Origin of the sequence: Anaeromicrobium sediminis, from assembly GCF_002270055.1 — a bacterium.
Lineage (GTDB): Bacteria > Bacillota > Clostridia > Peptostreptococcales > Thermotaleaceae > Anaeromicrobium > Anaeromicrobium sediminis.
The window spans coordinates 14,208-38,356 of the sequence record NZ_NIBG01000001.1; the positions used below are offsets into that span (position 1 = coordinate 14,208).

At 29.1% G+C, this 24,149-nt stretch carries 18 protein-coding genes and 2 tRNA genes; 18 read left to right on the forward strand and 2 right to left on the reverse strand.

The features are described 5' to 3' along the window. Nucleotides 1-9: 9 nt before the first annotated feature. From selA to CCE28_RS00095, 3 genes are all read left to right on the forward strand, one after another. Nucleotides 10-1,434, forward strand: coding sequence for an L-seryl-tRNA(Sec) selenium transferase (selA, locus tag CCE28_RS00085; RefSeq protein ID WP_095129730.1), 1,425 nt, complete (start codon nucleotides 10-12; stop codon nucleotides 1,432-1,434). A 1-nt stretch (nucleotide 1,435) separates the two neighbouring features. Beyond that, the gene (gene selB, locus CCE28_RS00090; protein WP_095129732.1) at nucleotides 1,436-3,325 is read left to right on the forward strand and encodes a selenocysteine-specific translation elongation factor; all 1,890 of its coding nucleotides are present in this window, start codon (nucleotides 1,436-1,438) and stop codon (nucleotides 3,323-3,325) included. 150 nt (nucleotides 3,326-3,475) lie between these two features. Beyond that, nucleotides 3,476-4,450 (forward strand): stalk domain-containing protein, encoded by a 975-nt coding sequence (locus CCE28_RS00095; protein ID WP_095129734.1) that lies wholly within the window; start codon nucleotides 3,476-3,478, stop codon nucleotides 4,448-4,450. Nucleotides 4,451-5,087: 637 nt separating this feature from the next. On the opposite strand, the gene CCE28_RS00100 is transcribed toward CCE28_RS00095, so the two are convergent. Beyond that, nucleotides 5,088-6,182: a GerAB/ArcD/ProY family transporter gene (locus CCE28_RS00100; RefSeq protein ID WP_095129736.1), complete on the reverse strand. Its 1,095-nt coding sequence runs from the start codon at nucleotides 6,180-6,182 to the stop codon at nucleotides 5,088-5,090. A gap of 255 nt (nucleotides 6,183-6,437) precedes the next feature. On the opposite strand from CCE28_RS00100, the gene CCE28_RS21915 reads away from it, so the two are divergent. The 13 genes from CCE28_RS21915 to CCE28_RS00160 all read left to right on the forward strand — a co-directional run bounded on the left by CCE28_RS21915 (nucleotide 6,438) and on the right by CCE28_RS00160 (nucleotide 21,982). After that, nucleotides 6,438-6,534: transfer RNA gene (locus tag CCE28_RS21915), tRNA-Sec, on the forward strand. A gap of 123 nt (nucleotides 6,535-6,657) precedes the next feature. Beyond that, nucleotides 6,658-7,644, forward strand: a complete 987-nt coding sequence (locus CCE28_RS00105) for a tyrosine-type recombinase/integrase (protein WP_176461563.1) — start codon at nucleotides 6,658-6,660, stop codon at nucleotides 7,642-7,644. A gap of 198 nt (nucleotides 7,645-7,842) precedes the next feature. Beyond that, entirely contained in the window at nucleotides 7,843-8,001 is a 159-nt protein-coding gene (locus CCE28_RS00110; RefSeq protein WP_278277506.1) for a tyrosine-type recombinase/integrase, read from the forward strand. A 533-nt stretch (nucleotides 8,002-8,534) separates the two neighbouring features. Beyond that, entirely contained in the window at nucleotides 8,535-9,038 is a 504-nt protein-coding gene (locus CCE28_RS00115) for a hypothetical protein (protein WP_095129743.1), read from the forward strand. Between the two features lie 1,483 nt (nucleotides 9,039-10,521). Next, nucleotides 10,522-11,535, forward strand: coding sequence for a phage lytic cycle repressor MrpR family protein (locus tag CCE28_RS00120; protein WP_141228289.1), 1,014 nt, complete (start codon nucleotides 10,522-10,524; stop codon nucleotides 11,533-11,535). Between the two features lie 126 nt (nucleotides 11,536-11,661). Continuing rightward, nucleotides 11,662-12,474: a hypothetical protein gene (locus tag CCE28_RS00125; RefSeq protein ID WP_095129747.1), complete on the forward strand. Its 813-nt coding sequence runs from the start codon at nucleotides 11,662-11,664 to the stop codon at nucleotides 12,472-12,474. 113 nt (nucleotides 12,475-12,587) lie between these two features. Beyond that, on the forward strand, nucleotides 12,588-13,790 hold the full coding sequence (locus tag CCE28_RS00130) for a hypothetical protein (RefSeq protein WP_095129749.1): 1,203 nt from the start codon (nucleotides 12,588-12,590) through the stop codon (nucleotides 13,788-13,790). Nucleotides 13,791-14,098: 308 nt separating this feature from the next. After that, nucleotides 14,099-14,845 (forward strand): HNH endonuclease, encoded by a 747-nt coding sequence (locus tag CCE28_RS00135; protein ID WP_176461564.1) that lies wholly within the window; start codon nucleotides 14,099-14,101, stop codon nucleotides 14,843-14,845. Nucleotides 14,846-15,335: 490 nt separating this feature from the next. Beyond that, nucleotides 15,336-16,139, forward strand: coding sequence for a hypothetical protein (locus CCE28_RS00140; RefSeq protein WP_095129753.1), 804 nt, complete (start codon nucleotides 15,336-15,338; stop codon nucleotides 16,137-16,139). Nucleotides 16,140-16,353: 214 nt separating this feature from the next. After that, on the forward strand, nucleotides 16,354-16,983 hold the full coding sequence (locus CCE28_RS00145; protein ID WP_095129755.1) for a recombinase family protein: 630 nt from the start codon (nucleotides 16,354-16,356) through the stop codon (nucleotides 16,981-16,983). Between the two features lie 561 nt (nucleotides 16,984-17,544). Then, the gene (locus CCE28_RS00150; RefSeq protein WP_095129757.1) at nucleotides 17,545-18,777 is read left to right on the forward strand and encodes a hypothetical protein; all 1,233 of its coding nucleotides are present in this window, start codon (nucleotides 17,545-17,547) and stop codon (nucleotides 18,775-18,777) included. After that, complete coding sequence (locus CCE28_RS00155; protein ID WP_207652823.1) at nucleotides 18,764-19,708, forward strand: toll/interleukin-1 receptor domain-containing protein; 945 nt, start codon at nucleotides 18,764-18,766, stop codon at nucleotides 19,706-19,708. Before CCE28_RS00150 ends, CCE28_RS00155 begins: the two co-directional genes overlap by 14 nt. A 537-nt stretch (nucleotides 19,709-20,245) precedes the next feature. Beyond that, entirely contained in the window at nucleotides 20,246-21,982 is a 1,737-nt protein-coding gene (locus tag CCE28_RS00160) for an ion channel (RefSeq protein WP_141228290.1), read from the forward strand. Nucleotides 21,983-22,106: 124 nt separating this feature from the next. On the opposite strand, the gene CCE28_RS00165 is transcribed toward CCE28_RS00160, so the two are convergent. Beyond that, nucleotides 22,107-22,811, reverse strand: coding sequence for a hypothetical protein (locus CCE28_RS00165; protein ID WP_095129763.1), 705 nt, complete (start codon nucleotides 22,809-22,811; stop codon nucleotides 22,107-22,109). A gap of 274 nt (nucleotides 22,812-23,085) precedes the next feature. Between CCE28_RS00165 and CCE28_RS21920 the strand changes: the two genes are divergently transcribed. Beyond that, nucleotides 23,086-23,173: transfer RNA gene (locus CCE28_RS21920), tRNA-OTHER, on the forward strand. 99 nt (nucleotides 23,174-23,272) lie between these two features. Further along, nucleotides 23,273-23,938, forward strand: a complete 666-nt coding sequence (locus CCE28_RS00170; protein ID WP_095129764.1) for a hypothetical protein — start codon at nucleotides 23,273-23,275, stop codon at nucleotides 23,936-23,938. Nucleotides 23,939-24,149: the final 211 nt, after the last annotated feature.

The window sequence follows — 24,149 nt, forward strand, 5'->3', positions numbered from 1 at the left end:
GTGATTTACATGGCAGATAAAAGACGATTATTTAGTTTAATTCCTAAGGTAGATGATATTTTAAATGAAGAAAGAATAATGGAAATACTAGAGGATAATAATAGAGATTTTGTAGTCAAACATGTAAGACAAAATATAGAAAATATTAGAAAACATATTGTAGAATTGAAGGATAATGAAATTGAAAGTTTTAAAGTTGACGAGGACATGGTAATTTCAAATATAATAGAATCTGTAGAAAAAGAAAAGGCAATGAATTTAAGGAGAGTTATAAATGCTACAGGAGTAGTACTTCATACTAACTTAGGAAGAGCTCTTATTAATGATGAACTAAAAAATAGCATATGGGATGCTGTTAGTAATTATTCTAATTTAGAATACAATATAGAAACGGGAAAGAGGGGGTCTAGGTATTCTCACATAGAAGAGGTACTAGGACAGCTTACAGGGGCTGAAAGCGCTATGGTTGTAAATAATAATGCGGCAGCCGTATTATTAGTTTTAAGCACTATGGCTAAGAATAAGGAAGTAATCGTATCTAGAGGACAATTAGTAGAGATTGGTGGCGCTTTTAGGGTTCCTGAGGTTATGGAACAGGGAGGAGCCTTACTAAAAGAAGTAGGTACTACAAATAAAACTCATGTATGGGATTATGAAAATGCTATAGGTGAAGAAACGGGACTTTTATTGAAGGTTCATACGAGTAATTATAAGGTTGTAGGATTTACTAAGGAAGTATCAATTGATGAATTGGTAGAGATAGGAAATAAATACAATCTACCTACAGTTGAAGATATAGGAAGTGGAACTTTAGTAGATTTCTCTAAGTATGGAATAATAAAGGAACCAACAGTGCAAGAGAGTATTAAAAAAGGTATAGATGTGGTTACTTTTAGTGGAGACAAGCTATTAGGGGGTCCTCAAGCAGGTATAATAGTTGGTAAAAAGAAATACATTGATGCTATGAAAAAGAATCCATTAACTAGGGCTATTAGAATAGATAAATTAACTTTGGCTGCCTTAGAAGGAACGCTAAGAACTTATCTTAGTGCTAAAAATCCGGAGAAAGAAATTCCTACTTTAAGAATGTTAACTTATAGTCATGAGGAAATAAGTGAAAAGGCCCATAACTTATATGAGGTTTTAATAAATTCTTTAAAGGATTTTTTAATAGAAAAGGAAGAAGGCTATTCTCAAGTTGGAGGAGGATCTATGCCTACTGAGTATTTAAAAACTACTTTGATTAAAATAAATCATAAGGAAAAAAATGCTAACTGGATAGAAAAGAAAATGAGAGAAAGTAATATTCCAGTAATAGGTAGGATAAGTGAAGAGAATATATTATTAGACGTACGTACAATAAAAGAAGAAGAATTCAATATAATTAAAACATGCTTAGTTGAAATAGAGAAAATGGCACAAGGGGGCAAGTAGGGTGAAAAATGTTGTAATTGGGACAGCAGGACATATAGACCATGGTAAGAGCACTTTAATTAAGGCATTGACTGGTTTAGACCCGGATCGATTGAAAGAAGAGAAAAAAAGAGGTATTACTATAGATTTAGGATTTGCCGAGTTTGTGTTACCAAGTGGTAAAAGGGCAGGGGTAGTTGATGTACCAGGTCATGAAAAGTTTATAAAAAATATGTTAGCAGGTATAGGTGGTATAGACATAGTTTTGTTAGTAATTGCCGCTGATGAAGGAGTAATGCCTCAGACTCAAGAACATTTAGATATTCTATCCATATTGGAAATAGAAAAGGGTATTGTGGTACTTACTAAAACCGATTTAGTAGATGAAGATTGGCTTTCCCTAGTTAAGGAAGATATTAAGGAAAAACTAAAGGGGACTTTTTTAGAAGATGCTACCATGATGGAGGTCTCAGCCGTCGAAGGAAAAGGTTTAGATGAACTAGCCCATGAAATCGATAGACAAACAGATGAGTTAAAGGATAGAAACATAAACTTACCTCCAAGAATACCTATTGATAGGGTATTTTCCATATCAGGATTTGGAACTGTTATAACAGGAACTCAAATTGAAGGAACTTTCAAAGTTGGAGATGAAGTATTAATATATCCAAATAAAGTAGAGACAAAAATTAGAGGAATCCAAGTACATGGAAAGAGTGTGGATAGATCATATGCAGGGCAGAGGGTTGCCATAAATCTTGCCAATATGAAAAAAGAGGATATTAAACGAGGAGATGTACTTAGTATAGATAAGGTATTAGAGCCAACTATGATGTTAGATGTAAAGGTTAATGTACTAAAAGAATCAAATTGGTCTATTAAAAATAGATCAAGGCTTAGACTATATCATGGTAGTTCTGAAATATTATGTAGAGCAGTGATTTTAGATAAAGAGGAAATATTACCAGGAGAATCTGCTTATATTCAACTGAGACTAGAAGAAGAAGTTGTAGCAAAGAGAGATGATAAAATAGTACTTAGATTTTATTCACCTATGGAGACCATTGGGGGCGGATTTATTATAGACTCCAACCCACATAAACATAAAAGATTTAAAGAGGACATAATTGAAAAATTACAATTAAAAGAAAAGGGAGACATAGAGGATCTCATTGAAGAGATGATTAAGGTTAACAGTGAAAACTATGAAACTATGAAGTTTTACATAGATAAAGGTGAATTTGCAGAGAATGAGATGGAAAAGGTAATTGAAAAATTCATTGAAGAAGATAAAGTGGTTAAGTTTGTAGATAATGTTATATTACATAAGGACTATTTAGAAAAGCTTGAAAAAAATATAATAAAGGAATTAAAAGATTTTCATAATAAAAATACTCTAAAGTCAGGAATGCTTAAGGAAGAGCTTAGAAATAGGGTAATGAAAAAAGTGAAAAACAAATTATATGATGATCTATTAGCTTATTTTGAAAGTGTATTAAATTTAGTAGAAAATAAAGTTTCATTAAAAGACTTTAAAGTTACCTATACTAAAGATCAAGAAGAAATAAAGAAAAAAATTGAAGACAATCTTACTAAAGGGAAATTTAGTCCTAGAACTATAAAAGAAATGGCTCAAACCTTTAAAGATGAAAATGAATTTAATAAGGTTATTCAATCTATGATTGATTTTAATTTATTAATAAAATTAGATGAAAATATAGTTCTATACCACACGGTCTATAATGAGGCTGTAACAATGATAAAAGATTTTATAAAGGATAATGATGGCATTACTCTTGGTCAGTGCAGAGATGTACTTAGTACTACAAGAAAATTTGCCCTTCCCCTATTAGAGTATTTAGATAACAATAAGATAACTAAGAGGCATGGAGACAAACGTATAATTAATTAGTAAAATAGAAATATGAAACTAACCTTAATTTGGGAATTAAGGTTAGTTTTTTATTTATATGAATAAAAAGGACAGTTAACCATAAAGTGATGATTTATACATTATGTAAATCATGATATAATTTTTGGTATTAGTGTGAGGAGGGAAAACATGATACTTAGATTAACTGGACTTGTTGTAGCTTTGGGGATTCTAGTGAGTACATTGCCAGTTCATGCCGATTCATATGTAATGCATACAGTGAAAAGCGGTGAGACATATTCAATAATAGCTGAAAAATATAATAAGGATGAAGAAGAAATAAAAAAGTTAAATGATTCTTCAGAAGAATTGTACATGGGGAATTTAGTAAAGATTAAACCTATTAAAGGAAATAAGGACATAGGAATAAATGTGGATGGTGAACTGTTGAATGTAGATAGTGAACCATATATGGAAAATTCCAGAGTTTTTGTTCCTGTAAGCTTTATAGCTAAGGCCCTAAATGTAGATGAAATTAAATGGGACGATGAGAATCAAAGTGCAATTATAAAGGATGATAATAAAAAAATTATTTTACCAATAAAATCAGACCAGGCAATTATAGATGGTAAAAAAGTTAAATTAGATGCGCCTATTAATATTAATGATGGAAGAACTTTTGTTCCTGTTAGATTTGTAGCCCAAGCCCTTGAGTGTGATGTGGATTGGGATGGTAATAAATATACTGTCAACATAAGAAAAGATACAGAGTTGGTGGCAAAAGTACAGAAAAGCTATACAGAAGAAGATTTATATTGGTTATCTAGAATAGTAGAAGCAGAAGCTAAAGGAGAACCCTTTGATGGGAAATTAGCTGTAGCCAATTGTATAATAAATAGAAGAAAACATCCTGAATTTCCAAACAAAATAAAAGATGTTATATTTGACAAAAAATGGGGGTATCAATATACTCCTGTTGTGAATGGAACTATATACAATAATCCATCTGCAGATAGTATTAAGGCAGCTACCATGGCATTAGAAGGGAATAACAATATAGGGGATTGTCTGTATTTCTTAAATCCCAAAAAAATAACTAACTTTTGGATAGTTAATAATAGAAAATATTATAAAACAATACAAGAACATGATTTTTATCTATAAGATAGAGTAGACCTTTGGTCTACTCTATTTTATGTTAATCTCAAGCATAAGTAGATTTTCATGTATAATAGTACTATATTATGTAAATCATAAAGAGGTCTATTGATGAAACAGTATCTAAGAAAAGCTATATATATAGTTATTTGAATCTTATTTTTCTATTTACTATCCTACCTCTTCTTATTACGTCGAAAAATATAAAAAATATCCCTTGACATAAAATATAGACGTGCACTACTGTAGTAGTGACAAGGGAAAAGGTACTACATGGGAGTAGATGGTGGCTGGTGTTGCCTCTGGTCTTCAAAATTTGACAAGTGATTCTCGGATAGTTTTTAATAGTGACGATTAATTGTATATAATGATTGGAAATAGCCACATGAGACGATTTGGAATTTCATGTGGTTTTAGTTGTTTTTGGACGGCTTCGGGCATTAAGGCGGCGTGTCGGCGGCGGAGATGACGTTTGCGACGGTGTAGGGTTATGGTAGACTATATTCGATGTTTTTACTAGGGTTGTGGGCTGGTTTATTTTCGTCATAAATTGTTAATGCAATGATTGGAGGAACATTTTTAGCAGATGGTCTAGAAAGTGGTGTGGCTTATATATCCTTTCTATAGTCAGCTGTTAGAATTTTTATATTAAACTGTTCTTTAAAGTCCTTCTTTTTATCTCAGCTACGATAAGAATAATGATAGGAAAAATCACTTGGAATAGAAAAGCAAAGGGTGGCCATACATCTATACCCCATTCAACCCATTCCATTACACTATCATGTAAAAAATAGGATAAAATAAGCATTAGTAAAGAAATAGGCGTCACTATAAACCTATAATCATCAAGAGCAAATATTTTACTAATACCTATGCATGTTGCTAATAGACATATACAAAACTTTGCGAAGGTCCCAATACTGAACAGAATATTTACAACTGCTTCTGCTCTTTGGAGCAATCTCCCAACGGATATCCTTGAAGCAGCAAGGTGAGCAGGAAAGTATTGGGTTGCAGCTGTATTAATGCCGAGAACTAGAATATATGTCATTCCCAATATAAGCAGTAATATTCCAGCGATTAGTAGTCCTATAATGTATATCTTATAAGGTGATTTTCTAGTTTCAAAACTACTAAATACCATTGTGAAAATTACTATTTCTCCAAAGGGGAATGAAAATGCTGAAAAAGCCCCTTTAATAATTGGACCAATTTCACTAGAAAATATGGGATGAATATTAGTTATATTTATTTCTGGAATTAACAACAATACAAAAATAGTTATTATAAATATAAGTATAGGAAGGAAAATTTTTCCCCAACGTGCTAGTACTTCAATGCCTAATTTTACAGTATATGTTCCTACTACGACACTAAGAATGTTAAAAGCTATTCCAGGTGTTTTAGGAAAGGCAAGAGTTGTAAAGACAAAATCAATGTATGTTAGAATCAGAGCATTTAGGTGAAAGGCAAACCATATATATAGTAGACCTATTATCTTTCCAATAAGCTTTCCAAAACAAATTTCAAGAATATCAAACAAATCCCTGTGTGGAAAAAGATAGTGAAGTCTAGCGAATATAAAACATATTACTAATGTCATGAGCATTGCTAAAATAATAGATAACCATAAATCCTGTTTAGCTTCAATTCCCCGTATTAAAATTGTAGCTGTACCTACAAGGAACATAATTATGAGATATATACTTTGTTTGTCAGTAATAATTGTCCTGTTCACTAGCAAGTCCTCCAAGCATTTTGTAGAAATAAAATTGATATATATAATAGTTTAACCAAATATTTCTTTTCTAATAAATTTGGTAACAGTATTGATTATGCTAAAGGGCAAGGGGCCAGGAAATCTGTCCCGCTAGTTCATCTTATTTCACCGCCTCAGTGTCGTCTTAAGACGTCGAAAAATGTAAAAAATATCTCTTGACATAAAATACATATGTGCTATAATGTAATAGTGCCAAGGAGAAAGGTACTACATGGGAGTAGATGGTGGCTGGTGTTGCCTCTGGTCTTCAAAACCAGTTTGAGGGGTTAGTAGCCTCTTAGGTGGGTTCGATTCCCACATATTCCCGCCAATTATGATAATATAAATGGTTTCAACAAATTATGTTGAAGCCATTTTTTATTTTGAATTTTTTATAAACCAGTATGTTCAATACCACTTTACATGGAATTTTAAATCAATGGAGGTATTGAAAATGGCCATTTCTATGAATGGAAGAAAGAAAATCAAAACCAGTATGAAAGTAGACCAATTTTCACGTAAGGAAATTACTATCAAAGAATTTATTGAACTACACAATGAATTTATTAGGGACAAGATGTTGGAAAATCTATCTCAGAAGACAATTAAAGACCATAAATATTTATTCACATTTCTTACTCGTTGGATTGAGCAATCCAACTGGTCTGATACAAACCAGTGTGTTCAAAAGTCATTATTTATGGACTATAAAGAATATATGTTGTATGAAAAGAACTATGCTCCATGTACTGTAAACATAAGACTTAGACCATTAAAAGCATATATAAACTGGTTGTTAAAGAATCAATACATAAAGAATAACTTTAATAATCATATTAAGCTTGTTAAAGTTGCTGACGATAGAATTATGCCTCTTTCAAAGATAGAGGTTAAGAAATTAATTGAAGTAATTGGAAATTACACTTATGCACGATTTAGGGACTTGACTATTACCATAACTATTCTTGATTGTGGCATACGAATTGGGGAGCTTCTTCAAACTACGATTAATGATGTGAATTTTGCAAAAGGATTTATTATAGTACGTGCTAAGGTAAGTAAGACAAGAACAGAAAGAATTTTACCTGTATCTAAAAGAACATTGAATCATTTAGAACAATTAAAGGAGATAGCAATAGAACAAAATCAGATACATTTATTTCTATCAACAACTGGTAAAAAGGCAATTGCTGAAGGCGACATTTTCACGAATTTTCGTAAATACAAGGTATATGCCAATATAAATAAAAAATGTACTCCATATGTTTTAAAGCATACTTTCGCTACACAAATGGTTAAAAAGGGAGTAGACATATTTACACTACAACGCCTAATGGGGCATAATAATATCACAACAACTAGACAGTATGTATATTTAGACAATGATGATATTTTGGAGAAGCATAGACAAAGTGATATATTAAACTATTTCTTTACATAAAAGGATGCAGAAATGCATTCTTTTTTATTTTAATTGTGTATATAAGGCATTTTAATATCTAGAGTAGTTTAGTATAGTCAATATACTTTCTGGCCTTCAGATTCCCGATTTGACGCGTTTGAATTTCTAAGTAGACCTGTTGGACTACTGAAAACGCTATAAGTAAGATATCGGTATCAGAAGGCAAATTAATAAACAATAGCAAGGCATACCAATGCGACGATGATGTATAAAGCAGGAGTAAAAACTAAAGTCATGCAGGAAAGATTTGGACACTCAGTTATATCTACTACATTAGATATATACACTCATTTATTTAAGGAAGACCAAGAAGAAGTGTCAAGTATTCTTAGATAATAAAGTGTTTAGATAAATAATTAAAAGAGTATTGCGATTGCATTAAATTTAATTTTGGTATATTATAGCAAAGTTATGAAATATGTAAGCATGTAATTTGAAGATAAAGGCAAATATTCCTAAATCAGTACACAAACACCATAACATATGTATAAAAAGCGAATGAGATTCAGGGAAGAGTAGATAGCAGACATTGTACACTATGCTACGTATGTATATTAAGGGTTAGTAGAAAAAGTGGTTGTTCAGTAATATAAGCAAAAATCACTTTATGGTTTTGTACAATTACATATTTATGATAAAATAGAATTTTGAAGAAAAGGTGTGACAAATTTAAGGATTAAGTGAATTGAGAAGGGGGATTATAATTAGTTTTGATGAGTTATAGTACACAAAAATTGGAGATAGTTTAGTTGATTATGTCTATAGGTATGAATTGTATTAAGACAGTGGAGCAATCTTTGGTAAAGAAAACTTAAATTAAATAACAATGAGAAAAAATAATAACTGATATAAAAGCGAGGTTAATTATAATGTTAATATTAAATATTTTTGGAAGTATAGTAAGTATAGTTGGATTTATAGTTACATATATAGTGAATCCACTAATGAAGAAATATAATAAGAATGAGAAAATTAGTAGAATAATTGATTCTTCAATAAAGCCGTTGTTATTAATTGTAATATTTATATTAATAGCAACAAACTGTGTAACATACGCTTATATAATAGAGGAAAATAGTAAAGTAAATGTAGCTAATGAGCTCATTAATTCTTTTCCTAAATCGGATAGAATTGGTTTTGCAAGTAACGGACAGTTAAGAGGTTTTACAATAAATGGTTACAATTTTATTGTTAAGTATAAATTAATGGATTCAATTGAGTTAGAAAAGCTAGATAAATTTTTATTTGCCGATTTATTACTAACTGAAAAAGGAAAAGATTTGGATCATTCAACTGAAAGAAAATTATTATTAGAAGCATTTGATACTGTCCTAACAATTGTGAGAAAGCAATCAACTGTACACTATTATTAAATATACAGTGATTTTGAGATATTCTAAACTTCTATACATAATACTTGCTAACAAAACATTGCTGACACCAAACCACTTAGCTAGAACAAACATTTGTTTAGCTCTTGTATAGGTCACGAGAGTATACTTATAGGGTAGTGTAGCATTAGTAATACGAAGCGTTAGGTGAAATAATTAGTTACTCATTATCTATATTATGTGATACATGTGTTAGTCGTCTTTTAATAAGCTACTTCAACTTTAAATAAGGTAAACAGATAGATTAAATTAAGAGAGAACCAGTTAGGTTCTTTTTTTATTGAAGATAAACAATTAGAGGGGCAATGTGATTTTAGTCCGTTATAAGGATGGTTAGAAGATTAGAAGAAAATTTCATAAAAATTAAATAAGCTAGTGTACTCAACCATTGTTTTTTAAATGGTAACCTAATAAGAAAAAGTAATAGTATCAATCTATTTACTAATTATACATAGAAAGCATATAGAATTACATCTATTTTTAAATGCAAAGAATTGAATAAAAGATTGGTTTTACATATACAAGATGATAGTGGCACACATTTATCTTTCTGACCTTGAGATTTGGATTATAGGGTGATTAATACATAAACTAGACCTGTTCATCCATTGAAGATACTGTGGTCAAGTGGTGACTTCAAATTATGAATATGAGAGAAGCGTGATAATTTAGAAAAGGCAATAATGCAAGGGGATAAACATATCACATGAAAGTAGGATAGGTACTATACGTAGTATCTATTTTTTTATGAGTAATTATTCTAGAGATGATTTGAAAAAGTTCTTAAGGATGATTTGGACTTTATGGTTAGGTATTGGTAGGCAATAAGAGTATAAGGGTATTCAGAATACATACTAGCAGAAAAAATAAGCGAAGTCGACTAAACTTCCGAAATAGATAGAAAGTTCAATTTAACAAAGAATCACTTACAAAAATATTACTTCATAAAATCGAAAAAACTTTAAGAAAATAGATTGGAGAAAGAAAAAAGCGTATGAAATGACTAGGGTTATACCGACATACATACGATGATTTTAATCAAAAAATCATAGATAAATATATCGTATTATTAGTTTTATCATATAATATTAGCTATGTATGTTGAAAATAAGGTAACAATGATTAAAACTCAATAATACATATGATGATATTGAAATTAATTAAGATACTTATAGAATAAATTTTTAAAAGAAATTTAAAAAAGGTATTGACAAACGATTTAAGAGGATATAAAATAAGATTAAATCAAACACGAAATATAATAATTTACAAAATTCAATTAAATGGAAAGGAGAAAATAATATGATAAAAAAGTTATACAAAAAAATTATAAATAAAGCCACTACAAACACAAAATATAATAATGATCATTGGTGATGAATGATAATAGGCAAACAAATATTTCTTCAAATCTGAAGGTGTAAAAATAACATCACAAGATTAGATACATATGATTTGATATTTTATGATGCTTTGCTATAATCGTATATATATTTACATTAACAGACCTAAAGGAGTTAGTATTATGAATAAGGAATCATTTAAAAGAGCCATTGAATATATAGAAGCTCAAAGCATAAAATCTGAGAAAACAAAAAAACTCTATAGAGATATTTTACAAAAAATCTTTACTAAAGAAGAAGAGTTACGAAAACCATACGTCGAATTTACATATCATGAAGCAATTGATATGTTAAAGTTTTGGAAGATAAAAACACTCCGTTCGTTAAATATCATCAATACAATTCTTAATAAATATATTGAATTTTACGTTAATGAAGGTATGGCTAATCCAAAAGAGGTTATATTTTTAAGCGAAGAAGATTTAAAGCTGTGTATCTACAGTGATTATGATAACAAATATTTTACATCAGTTGAAGAATATGAGTATTTTGTTGAAAACTTTTGTCACAATGCCCAAGATGCAGTTGTATATACATTAAGGTTTGAGGGTGTTGGTGGAAGACAGCACGAAGAAATCAGAAATCTAAGAGAAGAAGATTGTAATACAGAAACTAATGAATTAACTTTAAGAAGTACAGATAAAGATGGAAATGAACAAGTAAGAACCATTAAAATAAGTAATGTCAGTATGAGAGTTATTCAAGATGCCATTAATGAAACTTCTTACTTCAAAAACAATGGATTAGAAAACCCTGACAACAAGACACAAAAATTTACCGTTTCTAGGAATGGATACGTAGTACGATACTCGGGAAGAGAATCTTACGAGCCAGTTAAATTTTATCTTATTAACGATAGGGTAAAAAAGTTATCTAGAGCATATGGGAAGGAACTACTTAATCCGAAAAACGTATTCTACAGTGGAATGGTATTAAGGCTTAAAGAATTAGAAGATAACAAGGGCGAGTTAACAACACAAGATTATAAAGCCATCCACAAGAGGTATGGATTGAGTGAAAACACATGGTTCTATAGCAAACAACTATATCAAAATATTAAACAATATTTGAGCTAGAAGGATAAGTTATTGTTGGTGTAGAAAAAGTTTCAGTTACTATGATTTTGATATTTAATTATTTTTCATCATATAACGCCTTTAACAAAACCCAAAAATTCAAAAAGAAAGCAGGAGGATGTTTATATGAAGAATCAAATCAAAAGTAATCAAGTAAAAGTAGGAATTAAACTACAAAATAAGTTAGAGAGTGAATTAACGACTAGGGTCGAAATGTACTATATAAACCTCGATATAGAAACAAATCGAAAAGGTTACTGTTTCAATATATATGATAATAAATATGACTACAAAAAAGTATTGGTAGATTTTTCCGAAGACAAAACATTAGATTGTTACATCAATGAGGTATTATCTAGCTTGGAGTATGGAAAATTTGCTATTCATCTAGCAAATGCAACAGAAATATTCTTATTGGAGTTATTGGAAGAAAATAAAATTGGTCATGAATTTTTATACATAAGTGAGGCGGAGCTATATACGTGGGACGATTCTATAGGGGATTCTATTCCAATTTCAGAAATAACAAATTTAAATTATAATCCAGAAAACCTTATGTTAGAGATTGTTACTTTCGGTGATTATAAGTATTGGATAGATTTAAAAAATAAGGATATTAAAATGTTAGAGCTTACGCATAACGAAGATACACAAGTCCTAAAGCTGAGCGAAGAAGATATAATTCATGATATACTTTGTAATTGGTTCGAAGAGATGACTGACAAACTTTTAGATTGTTCACTTGAAGAAATAATACAAGGACTTAAAGATGAACTTCAAATAATGATAGACGAAGATTGTGCAAGTCATCTTGAAGAAGAATTATTAGTAAAGTTACAAAATCCTTCTACAGAGATGTTATATGATATAGACAAAAAATATCTTCATAAAAAGAAAATGTTTATTGAGTCACAAAAACAATATGCTAAAACGGTATAGTTCACGTAAAGAGTGATATAGCAGTAGATAAATCTAAAAAAACTTTATAATAAGGTCATATAAGAAGCACCTTAGCACATGAATTAACAATACTATTTCGGAGGTGCTTTTATATGATTAAAAATAGAATTAAAGTAGTAGATACTATTATGGGCAGTGGCAAAACATCCTGGGCAGTCGAACATATGAATGAAAACTCATTCGGTAGAAATTATATTTACATTACTCCATATCTTGATGAAGTAGAAAGGATAAAGAAGTCAGTAACGAATAAACATTTTTATGCTCCCATTAATAAGGGTGAAGGAAAGCTTGATAACCTGAAAGATTTAGTACTTGAACAAAAAGATATAGTTGCAACGCATAAGTTATTCCAAATGGCAGATGAAGAATTAATAGAATTAATTTCATATAATAATTATATTTTAATACTAGATGAAGTAATGAATGTGATAGAGCAAGTTCCGTTACAACAGGATGATTTTAGGTTATTAAAGGATAATGAAATCATAACTATAGATAGTGAAGATTTCATAATATGGAATGATGAAAAAGGGTATGAGGATACGAGATACAACCTTATTAGAAATATGTCTAAAAATAAGAACTTAATGTTCCATAGGAATAGCGTGCTAATGTGGACTTTTCCAGCTTCTTGTTTTAAAGCTTTTGATGAAGTATATATATTAACCTATCTATTTAATGCACAATATCAAAAATACTACTATGATATGTTTGGTTTAGAATATGAATACTTCGGTATTAAGCAATTGGATGAAAAGTACATACTCACTCCAAAGGAAGAAATGAACGAAGACAAGTCACAATTAAAGAAATTGATTACTATCTACGAAGGAAAGCTTAATGCAATAGGAGATAGTAATAGCTTAAGTTCTACATGGCTAAAAAATAGAAAAAATAATAGGAAAATTCTACAATTGAAGAATAATACTTATAATTTTTTTAGAACAATAGTTAAATCTAAGTCAAAGGATAATATGTGGACTACATTGTTAGTAGCAAAAGATAAGTTGAAAGGTAAAGGGTATACACTCGGCTTTGTTTCGCATAATACGAGGGCAACAAATGACTATGCACGCAAAAGAAATATAGCTTATTTATTGAATAAGTTTATGAACCCTATGGAAAAGAGCTTCTTTGAAGATAGAGGCATTAAGGTAGATGAAGAAAAATGGGCTTTGAGTGAATTGTTGCAATGGATTTGGCGTAGTGCTATAAGAAAAAATCAAGAAGTTACCATATATTTACCTTCTAAGCGAATGAGAGATTTATTTGTTAAATGGCTTGAGTCGTGAAGAAAAAATTAAATCTTTAAAACCTAGCAAATTACTTATGCACCTTGAAGGTGCAGAAATGAAAAAATAACGAAAAATATTTTGTTTGCTACACTATGTTTTTTAGATGTTTTTCAGATACTATCCTTAAAAGAAAGATGACATTAAAAGTAATAATCATAATCAGAAAGTGTGGAATCGGCTGAAAGCCGAAAAGTAGCATGAACCTAGTGAATGCTACTTAATAAAAAAATACAAAATTATCTATAAATCATAAGTCTCCCCTCACTCAAAATCAAACTTAAAAAAATTCAATGAGGAGGATTACTATGATAGTAAAAACAATAGATAGAGTGCTAATAACAGAAAAAACACAAGTGGCAAAAGGTGGCAATAAGTATAAGGAAGCAAACGAATATATCTACATCTTTTCAAATGATGGTCAACACTATGCGATTATTGATAAGGCAGTTAAAAACGAGATACTTTCACATAAGTGGACTTATGATAGGTCAAAGAAGTTATTTGTTAATAATTCTAAAGTTCTGAAGAAGAAAATGTATCTTCACCAAATGGTATTGTATTATTCCTATGGCGAGGAAGACTATTTAAGATTATATGGTGATAGGACAAAATCAAAAGACCCAACCTTAAAGATGGTAATAGACCATATAGACAACGACATGAAGAATAACACGATAGAAAATCTTCAAATAATATCACATTACCATAACACACAAAAAAAGAGGAAAAAATGTACATCTGATAGTGTGATAATTTCTTGGAAAAAAAGAGAAGGGGTATATATGTTGGTGTTCGATTTTATCGATAAGCAATGTGATATATTTTATTATGAGGATTATGATGGATTTATTAACGCGTATCAAAGTATGAAACCTAAGTCAAGCAAAGACGATGTGATTGAATACATAAAGAAAATAGAAGAAAGCAAGAACTATATACGTTTTGAAACCGTACTATATGATAGGCATCCTCAGATGCTAGAAAATATTAACTTGAAGAATTATAATATATTTCAGACCAAAGATGGGTATATACTTCAGTTTAAAAAATAGATAGATATATATATGGAACACTAATTCATTGGAAATTGGTGTTTTTTCATTTTATCCCCAAAATGTGTAAGCTTATATAAGTAAAATTCGATTAGATGTGTGTTGATTTGATTAACTATACACATAGGAGGCCAAACGATTAAGAGTACGTGTAAGGAAGAAAAACAATAAACTTAATCTTTAAGTACAAGAGATTCAAGTTAAATACAATAAGTACATAAAAAATAGGAACCTAAGAATTAATATTGTTACCATTCTAAACGATGGTGGGTGAATGATTTGAAGAGCACTTTAAATGTGATAAGAAAAAATATTGAACATGACAATATATAATAGAATTTATGGAATAGATATATAATTGAATATCTAGGACTACTCATAAGACACTAACCGATTTTAGTTCGTGTTTTTTTATATGATATATAGAAGCAGTTATGCTAAGATAGGAATATAGGAAAAATTTTACAAAGAACAAATGGAGGAATAGAATATGAGAGGGTATGTCAAAAATGTGATAATAGGAACACTAGAGTGTGATAATTTTGATGAAGATGATTTTACAATACGTTATGATGTGAACAAAGCGATTATAAGATATGATTATAGTGACTTAGAGTATAAGTTCATAGTTAATATACCAGATGAAAGAACAGAAGTTGAAAAGGAATCAAATGTGATGGGGATGAAACTCGGAAATAGAATCAAGAAGGTATATTTTTTTGAAGGACAGATGAATCCTGGTAGGTATAGTGCGTGTGAAAATTTTGAGTGCCGAAATCTTAAAGAATTAAAAGAAGAACTTAACTCATGGAAAAAATATTTATTTGGTGAATTGTCTTCATCTAGGACTAATTTAGATAATGGTATTGAAAATAGAACACATTCATTTGATTTTGAATATATAGAAAAATATATAGATGAAAACATAGCTGATGAAATGTTTTCTTGTAAAGAAATAGAAGAATTAAATAATAAGTTAAATGAAGTACAAAGCAAATTTGAAGAAGAATTAAAGAATATAATATCAGACCAAGAAAAATTGAAAGAAGAACTAAATAAAGTGAAAAAAGATTTTTCAAAATTAAAAACAGCTTCAACTATTATGGCAAAAAGAGATTGGTGTAAGAAATATACTAGAAAAATAAAAGACTTTTTAAGTGATGAAGAAAAAAGAGCAACAACATTAAAAGTGCTAAAAGGTGGCAATATGTTTTTAAAAATATTTGGCATGGAGATTCCTATGTTAGGAGAAGGAATTGAAACTATGGAAGAAGTAGCTAATTCTATAGATTAAGTTCGGATATAATAAAGCCTATCTATTTTTTATATGAAATAAGTAGTTATAAAGGTATAGTATTAAAACGAGTAAAAATAACCCTTTATTCATGATTGTAAAGGCCCAACCAATAATGTATAAACGTTGACAAAAACTCCTCGAGCTTTACAAACAGATATGGTAAAATCTGTCTGTGATAAGAATGTGAATATAAAGTTTGGGGGATGTACATATGAATATTGGATATATAAGGGTAAGCTCTAAGACTCAAAATGAAGATAGGCAACTTGAAAAGATGGAGACATTAGGAATAGAAGAGAGATTTATTTTTATAGACAAGCAAAGTGGCAAGGATTTTAATAGACCACAGTACCAAGCCATGAAAAAGATAATACGAGAAGGTGATTTGGTTTACATAGATGCACTAGATAGGCTTGGAAGGGACTATGACGGAATCATTAGAGAATGGAAAGAGATAACGAGAGAATTAAAAGCAGATATTATTATACTAGAAAATGAAACATTATTTGATAGTAGGAAGTTCAAAGATATGGGAGATTTGGGAAAGCTAATGGAAGACCAATTTTTAAGCCTACTATCTTATGTAACAGAACAAGAGAGAAAGAAAATAAGGCAAAGGCAAAAGGAAGGTATAGAAATCGCAAAGGCACAAGGTAAGCATTTAGGTAGACCTAGAATAAATTTAAGTACGTTAAGTAAAGAACAAAAGGATATATTAGAATGTAATCATGTTAAATGGAAGAATAAAGAGATTACAGGTGTTAAGTTTATGGAAATGCTAGGCTTGAAGAAGAATACATTTTATAAGATTATAAATGAATATGAAGGACAAATAGGATAGGTATGTATAGACCTATCCTTTTTTTTTACATAGTCACAGGGGGGAGGAAAACATTGAGAATGGGGTTCTAGGGATTATAGAAAGGTATAGCTACTAAATTCACGTATCACCACAAAAAATACATAGACCAAATTAGTTTAAACAAAGCTTTATGCAAATTCAATAAAACTACCTTTACATATATAAAGGTTAATTATATAAAATATACTACAGCAAATGCAGGAAAATGGAAATATATGTTGAATTAACAATAAATGTAAAGTCTATTCCAGTAGGACAATTGCTGAATTTTGTCCGTTATAATGTCTAGTTTTACAAGGAAGCTTAAAGCAATAAGTAGCTTTAGTTGTAGTAATTATAAATATCTATAAAAAGAAAACAGATAAATAGTTAAAAATGATAAAGTGAAAATTTAAATTTAAGATTGTGTAAGTAAATAATTATAATTTATTTGTAATAGGTATCAGTGAATATCAGAGTGATGTATTTTGAATCAGTTATTAAGATTTTACTTCTAAATTATAATTATTTTAACAAAAAACCAATATAAGGAGAGGGAATATGGTAACTAATCTAAAGGAAAAAGCAGATAATTATATTGTTTTTTCAAGTGCAATCTCAAATAATGTGTTAAAAGGGCAATTTCATAAGCTGTTTGGTATAAAGAGAAAAAGGAATGAATTTATTAGAAGTGGTTTAGACGTAGATATTTTTACAACCCAATTATTAAATGAAAAAATCATATCTTTTGATGAATTGAATGATTTTTTATTTAATGAGTTATTTTATGGTATTCATAAACATGTATATATTAGAAAAATAAGGAATTATAAATATGATTTGACTCATGAAAACAATGTACTAAGAATTTTAAAAACATGTTACGATATTCATGAAATAGATTATAATAATATTTCTAGTACAATTTTTAAACATGATGAAAACGATGTAAAACTTGTAGCTGTTAGAGTAATAAAAGAAGCTAATAAAATAGAAAAGATAAGATTAATTTATGGTGAAAAAGTTAGTAAATTAGATGGAAATAAACAATATAACGAAAATAGTTATACATGTATTGAAATAGATTTAAGAAAAAACTTAATTATTACCAAAGTTGCACCTAAGTCGAATGTTATAGGGGATACAAAAAAGCCTTCAAGTATTGAATTGAAAAATACTAAAGATGCTTTGGGTAAATTTGGCATATATACCGAGGTATATGGGCATAGCCATAGAGAAGTTCTGTTCAATATATCAAAAAGTTTGTCAGATGAACTTTTTTCAAAGGCAGATTATGAAGAACCTAAAGAAATAGATGATCTGATAAGTGAATTTTCAAGAAAAATATTGGATAAAATTAACATATGCAATATGAAAGGAAATTCCAATGCCAATTTACAAGCCCAAGTAAATAAGCTTATACAGCAAATTAAGATAACATCTATATTAGAAGAGACAGAAATTGGGAATATGAATTTAACAGGAAAAATTTCTTATTTAAAATTCAAGGATTGTGATAGTGTTAAGGCTGTCCTTAAATCTAAACGTATAAGAGAATCATTAGCTGATTCAGAAGCATACTTTGGATTGAAAAATAGCATTGAAAATTCTAAGGAATTAGAGATGTTAAGGGTGGTGTGGTATCATGGTGGCGAAGAAGTTGTTATAAAACATGATGCCTCGGACATTAATGTTTTATTTATGCAGTTTTATACAAAGTTAGATGAAGGGGATTTTTATTATGTACTTGAAAAATATGAGGAATTCCAAAGAAAGCATAATGGAAAGATTTGAAGAGTGGACCATAAGAAAAAGAAAGTTAGATGACTTAAACCCTTACAAATTTGCTAGAGAAATCAATATTGATGAAAATGAAGCTATCTATTTTTTTAAAGAGTTGGAAACAGAAGGCTATCTAATTGGTTATATTATTTGTGATTGTCCAGCTTGTGGAAATGAGTGTTATGTTGAACATTATAATATTGATAATCTATATGAATGTGAAGAGTGTGAAGAACTTATTAATATAAGAAATTTGAGAAAGAAAGACGTATCATATAGTATTAATAAAGAGATGCTGGTAAATGGAATAAAGAAGTGTGTAAACCCAATTGAGCTTATGCTTGAAGAACATAATGAAAAAGTTATTAGAATTGATAGAAACAAAGGAGTAGACAGTATTAAAGGTAAAATAAAGACAAAAGATGAAGGAGTGATAAAGATGGAAAGGAAGTCGACAAGAATTTTTATAAGTCATTCAGAAAAAGATAAAGTAATTGTAAGAAAACTTATTAGATTATTACATGATATAGGTATACCGAAACAAAAAGAATTTATTTTCTGTAGTTCTTATGAAGGATACAATGTACCACCTGGAGAAGACATTTCAGAATATATCAGAAAAGAGTTTGATGAAAATATTCTTGTAATTTTCATGCTATCTGAAAATTTCTATAATAGCCCTGCATGTTTATGTGAAATGGGTGCTGTGTGGGTTAAAACTAAAAAGCATATTCCACTTTTAATACCACCTTTTCAATTTAAAGAAATAAAAGGCTTTTTAAATTCTAATACTAGAGGAATTCACATAAATAAATCTGAAGGATTAGATTCATTCAGTAAAAAAATTACTGAAGAATTTAATTTGCCAAATATTGATATTACTATATGGGGAAATGATAAGCGAGATTTTTTAGAGGACATAAAGAATTTATTAGAAGGTTAATAAACTGAATTTGTACTTTTGATACTATTTAAAATGGTGATTTAATCACTTAAAACAGCAAAATACCATAAAGCGATAAAATATATTGAAAACAACGAGGATAGGTATAATATAGACCTATCCTTTTTTTGTGGCTCTGGGGGTATCAAAACATCGAGAAAGGGTTAAGAGGAATTGCAGAGGGGAGGAGCTACTAAACTTACACATCACCAAAAAAATATACTGATAAATTTAATTTCGACAAAGTTTGACGCAAATTCAATAGGTATATGTCGATGTGGATACCATGCCATAAATAAAGGGAAATGTAAAAATGTGGAGAATTTTACAATAAAGTTCATTGAGTTGAATTGAAAGATATGTAGGGGTATTGTAGATATATCACCTCATAACAATAATCGGCATAACGGTGGCACAAATATTTATCCTTGTGAAAATAGGGTGTATTAGGTGTTAATAGAAAATATTGAGCATTTAAAGCAAAATGAGTATATTTTTATTTGCCAAAATATTTGTTGCAGAAATGGGGTATATAATATGGAGATAATTTTAGAAAAAATTTTAGAGGAACCATTTAGAAGAGGGATAAATAAGACAGCTATAGTCACAATTATTAAAAAGCATAGCACGATTAAAAGTGAAAGATATGGTTATTTAACGGCTAATCAAGTGTATGATATGATTGATGAAGGTGCAGCGATACACTTAAGTAAAGTTTATGTAAAGGATTTTTCGTTAGATGAATATAGAGCCACTAGAAAGCTTGCAAAATATGCTAATGTTAAACTGAAATGGTGTAACTTTGAAGAATGTGTTTTTGATATTAGTGATAGTAATTATATTTCATTTAATAATGCAGACTTTGGTAATTTTAGTGTTAATTTTAGTAAAGCGACTTTTGGTAAAGGTGATGTATATTTTAGTGGAGCTATCTTTGGAGGAGGCTATATTAATTTTAAGCAAGCATATTTTAGTAAAGGTAATATTAATTTTGATAATATTAATTTTGGCACAGGTGATATTAATTTTGATGCGACACATTTTGGTGACGGTCATGTCTATTTTAATGACACAAATTTTGGTGAAGGTAATATTAATTTCTTATGTGCAACTTTCGGTAAAGGCAATGTAGATTTTTTTGACTGCACTTTTGGTAAAGGGAATGTAGATTTTTATTATACAATTTTTGATGAAGGTGGTATTTATTTTGGTGGAGCAACTTTTAACAAAAGTAATCTAAATTTTGCTGAAGCAACCTTTAGTGGAGGGGATGTTTTCTTTGATTGTGCTACTTTTAACGAAGGAAGTTTAAGTTTCGATGAAGTTATTTTTGGTGAAAGTAATGTTGATTTCAATGACATGTCATTAAATGAGTTACTATTTGATAAATGTAATTTTAAAACTGATATAAATATAAAGAAATTGAAATGTAAAGAATTATATGTAAAGGACTGTATAATTAAAGAAATTTTTGATTTAAGCAATATGAGTAAAGAAAAAATTAATACATTGAGTTTTAATAACACGAAAAATTTAGGTCAAATATTTCTTTGTTGGGATGATAACATAAGAAGTGCAATAGTAGGTGTAGAAAATTCAGAAAAATACATCTCAAAATCATATACATGTAAGTTATTAAAAGAAAATTATCATAATATAGGTGAGTATAATAATGAAGATTATGCATATGTAGAATTTAGAAGGTGTCAAAGAAAATCATTATATTATAGGGAAAATATTAATAAGCCTAAAAAGAATAATAAAATCTTTTCAAAAGAAGGAATAACATACATGTGGGAGTACTTAAAGTATACATTAATGCCTCTAAGAAGTAGAGTAGACTACATAATAGGGGAGCTTATAGGTGGATATGGTACTAAGCCACGAAATGTTTTTTGTTCATGTATTATAACTATTTGTATATTCGCATTTATATATAACATACTTCCTAGTGGGAGTGAATTATCTGATTTATTTAAGGAAAAGCCAAGTGAAGTTAAATTATTCATAGAAAGTGCAAATGGGAAGACACCTATCTCTGTGAAATATGCTGAAAACATATTATTAATGGATAAATCAACTTCAAACAATTTGTGGGCGTCACGTTTGTGGTCTGGGATTTATTTTAGTGGAATAACTTTCCTAACGATTGGATATGGAGATATTGCACCAAAAGATACATTAACAGCAATATTTTGTGTACTAGAGGGTTTTTGTGGCATTTTCTTAATGTCATATTTTACTGTTGCTTTTGTTAGAAAAATACTCAGATAAATATTAGAAAAGTTTTGCATAAATAGACGTCTCCTTAATTCTTACTTATTTAGAATTATTGACCATTTACACAAAACTTTATACATTACCATTTTATTGTTAAGCCTACATGCTAATGCTATTATTATAGCCTTAGAATTTCCACGCTTCCACCATTGTTTTGTATAATTTCTTTTAAAATAGTTTCTAATGTTGAAATTGGTAAATCATTGAGTTCGTTATTAAAGAAGAAAACATTATTAATTGTAAAGTCAGCATAGTTATCATGCTTATCAAATTTTTGCAAATTAAACGGAATTTCAATATCATAAAACTGTGCATATGATTTAGCAGGTGTAAAATAACCAAAACTTTCTAAAAGTTTCCTTGTATTATAAAGTTGAGAAGCATATGTAAAGTTAGCATTTAACCAAAAATAATGATTAGTATTTTCTTTATCATTAAATCTATCTTTTTCACATTTTGATATAAGTAGATTTATTTGATGAATAGGGGTTAGATTACTTTCACTTATATAGCTTTTTTCTTCAATTTTATAATCATTTTTTAATCCAAATATATTAAGGATTTTTTGAGTTGAATATGGTCCCGTACCTGAATATCCACAGATTGTATTTAACCAAAGTTCATTATCTTTATCATCTTTAAGAACAAATCTGTAAACCTTATTACTTTCTTCATCTATATAGGGAGATTGTTTTTCATCTCTATATACTTCAAATTCCTTAATGTTACTAAACAATGGAACTATGTTTTTAACGAATCTTACAGTTAAGTTTGGGTCATCGTGATAGAACTTGATAGTTGTTGGATATGGTAAATTACTCATAATTAGTACACCTCCAAGATTGTTATTATACTTTATGATATATATGAAATTTGGACAAGAATAGAACCGATTTATTATAATTTACTTTGCCTAAAATTATTTACGTCTACTAGCATCATTTTATATGTTTATTAAATACACTAACGTGCTTATGTTTCCTTAGTAAATTATTAATGCCTTGACATATAGATTTTTCTCACTTATGCTGGAGAAAAGTGAACCATGCGTATTATTGAACATAAAATGGTTGTAATCATTGAAAATACAAAGGATTGGCAAGAATGATGAAAAAGGGGTCTTCAAAACCAGTTTGAGGGGTTAGTAGCCTCTTAGGTGGGTTCGATTCCCACATATTCCCGCCAATTATTTTAAAGAGTTTGCATATGCAGACTCTTTTTTCTATTTGTTGGAATAGAATGAAAAAAAGTGGTAATAATATACTGTTAGATGGGAGGTACATTATGAAAAGAAGAAAACCAAAGGGTAGAATAATTTTTATTTGTGTCTTTTTACTAGCAGTTAGTTTTATATACGGATATTACACGAAAGATAATACTATAGAAGAGAAGATTACTTTAGGTCCGAAAAAGGTGGAAGAAAAAATTCCAACCGAAAATGAAAATGTAAAAATACCAAAAAAAGAGACTCGAAAAACAATTGAAGAAACTAAAAAAAATATGGAAGCTAATATAGATGAAGAAAAGATAAATGAAGAGTTAGTCACAGAAAAAACTCAAATGGTATTTAAAACTCATTATGAAAAATATAATGATATACAAGTGGAAAAGAAAAAAGTACCTAAGGATGTAATTGGCTCTAATATGGAAACTTTTAAAGACTATGTAAAAAACACATATTCAAATTGGAAAATTAGGGAAATAAATAAAAATGAAGTAGAGCTATATAAAAATAGTGATGAAATCCCACCTAATTATTATGTTATAAAAGAGTTAGATGGATATTTAGCCGTATACAAAACTGATAAGGACGGAAAATTTGAGTTAGTAGAAAAAACAGATATTCCCCTAAATATTTTAGGAGAAACGGATATAGGATATATTAAAGCAGGAATAAAAAAGAAGACATTAGAAGAAATATATGCTGTATTAGAAGATTATAGCAGTTAGACTATATATAAAAGCCAATAGGGTTAATAAATACAATTGGTCAGAATAAATTCAATACGTCAATAAACTGTCTAAGCGCCAATAGGCGCTTTTTTTATGAACTATTAAGTAATAAAAGGGTGTATAGACCCTTTTTAGTTTCGTCCATATTTAATCTTATATGTAATTATGTTACAATGGAGTGTATAACTGTATATGCAAAAGGGAGAGA

Bases quoted from the DNA above. Each gene is read 5' to 3' on its own strand.
- CCE28_RS00140 (WP_095129753.1), top strand. From the start codon at position 15,336: ATGAGAGGGTATGTCAAAAATGTGATAATAGGAACACTAGAGTGTGAT.
- CCE28_RS00165 (WP_095129763.1), bottom strand. From the start codon at position 22,811: ATGAGTAATTTACCATATCCAACAACTATCAAGTTCTATCACGATGAC.
- CCE28_RS00105 (WP_176461563.1), top strand. From the start codon at position 6,658: ATGGCCATTTCTATGAATGGAAGAAAGAAAATCAAAACCAGTATGAAA.
- CCE28_RS00155 (WP_207652823.1), top strand. From the start codon at position 18,764: ATGGAAAGATTTGAAGAGTGGACCATAAGAAAAAGAAAGTTAGATGAC.
- CCE28_RS00130 (WP_095129749.1), top strand. From the start codon at position 12,588: ATGATTAAAAATAGAATTAAAGTAGTAGATACTATTATGGGCAGTGGC.
- CCE28_RS00125 (WP_095129747.1), top strand. From the start codon at position 11,662: ATGAAGAATCAAATCAAAAGTAATCAAGTAAAAGTAGGAATTAAACTA.
- CCE28_RS00135 (WP_176461564.1), top strand. From the start codon at position 14,099: ATGATAGTAAAAACAATAGATAGAGTGCTAATAACAGAAAAAACACAA.
- CCE28_RS00115 (WP_095129743.1), top strand. From the start codon at position 8,535: ATGTTAATATTAAATATTTTTGGAAGTATAGTAAGTATAGTTGGATTT.
- CCE28_RS00145 (WP_095129755.1), top strand. From the start codon at position 16,354: ATGAATATTGGATATATAAGGGTAAGCTCTAAGACTCAAAATGAAGAT.
- CCE28_RS00160 (WP_141228290.1), top strand. From the start codon at position 20,246: ATGGAGATAATTTTAGAAAAAATTTTAGAGGAACCATTTAGAAGAGGG.
- selA (WP_095129730.1), top strand. From the start codon at position 10: ATGGCAGATAAAAGACGATTATTTAGTTTAATTCCTAAGGTAGATGAT.
- CCE28_RS00120 (WP_141228289.1), top strand. From the start codon at position 10,522: ATGATGCTTTGCTATAATCGTATATATATTTACATTAACAGACCTAAA.
- CCE28_RS00170 (WP_095129764.1), top strand. From the start codon at position 23,273: ATGAAAAGAAGAAAACCAAAGGGTAGAATAATTTTTATTTGTGTCTTT.
- CCE28_RS00095 (WP_095129734.1), top strand. From the start codon at position 3,476: ATGATACTTAGATTAACTGGACTTGTTGTAGCTTTGGGGATTCTAGTG.
- CCE28_RS00150 (WP_095129757.1), top strand. From the start codon at position 17,545: ATGGTAACTAATCTAAAGGAAAAAGCAGATAATTATATTGTTTTTTCA.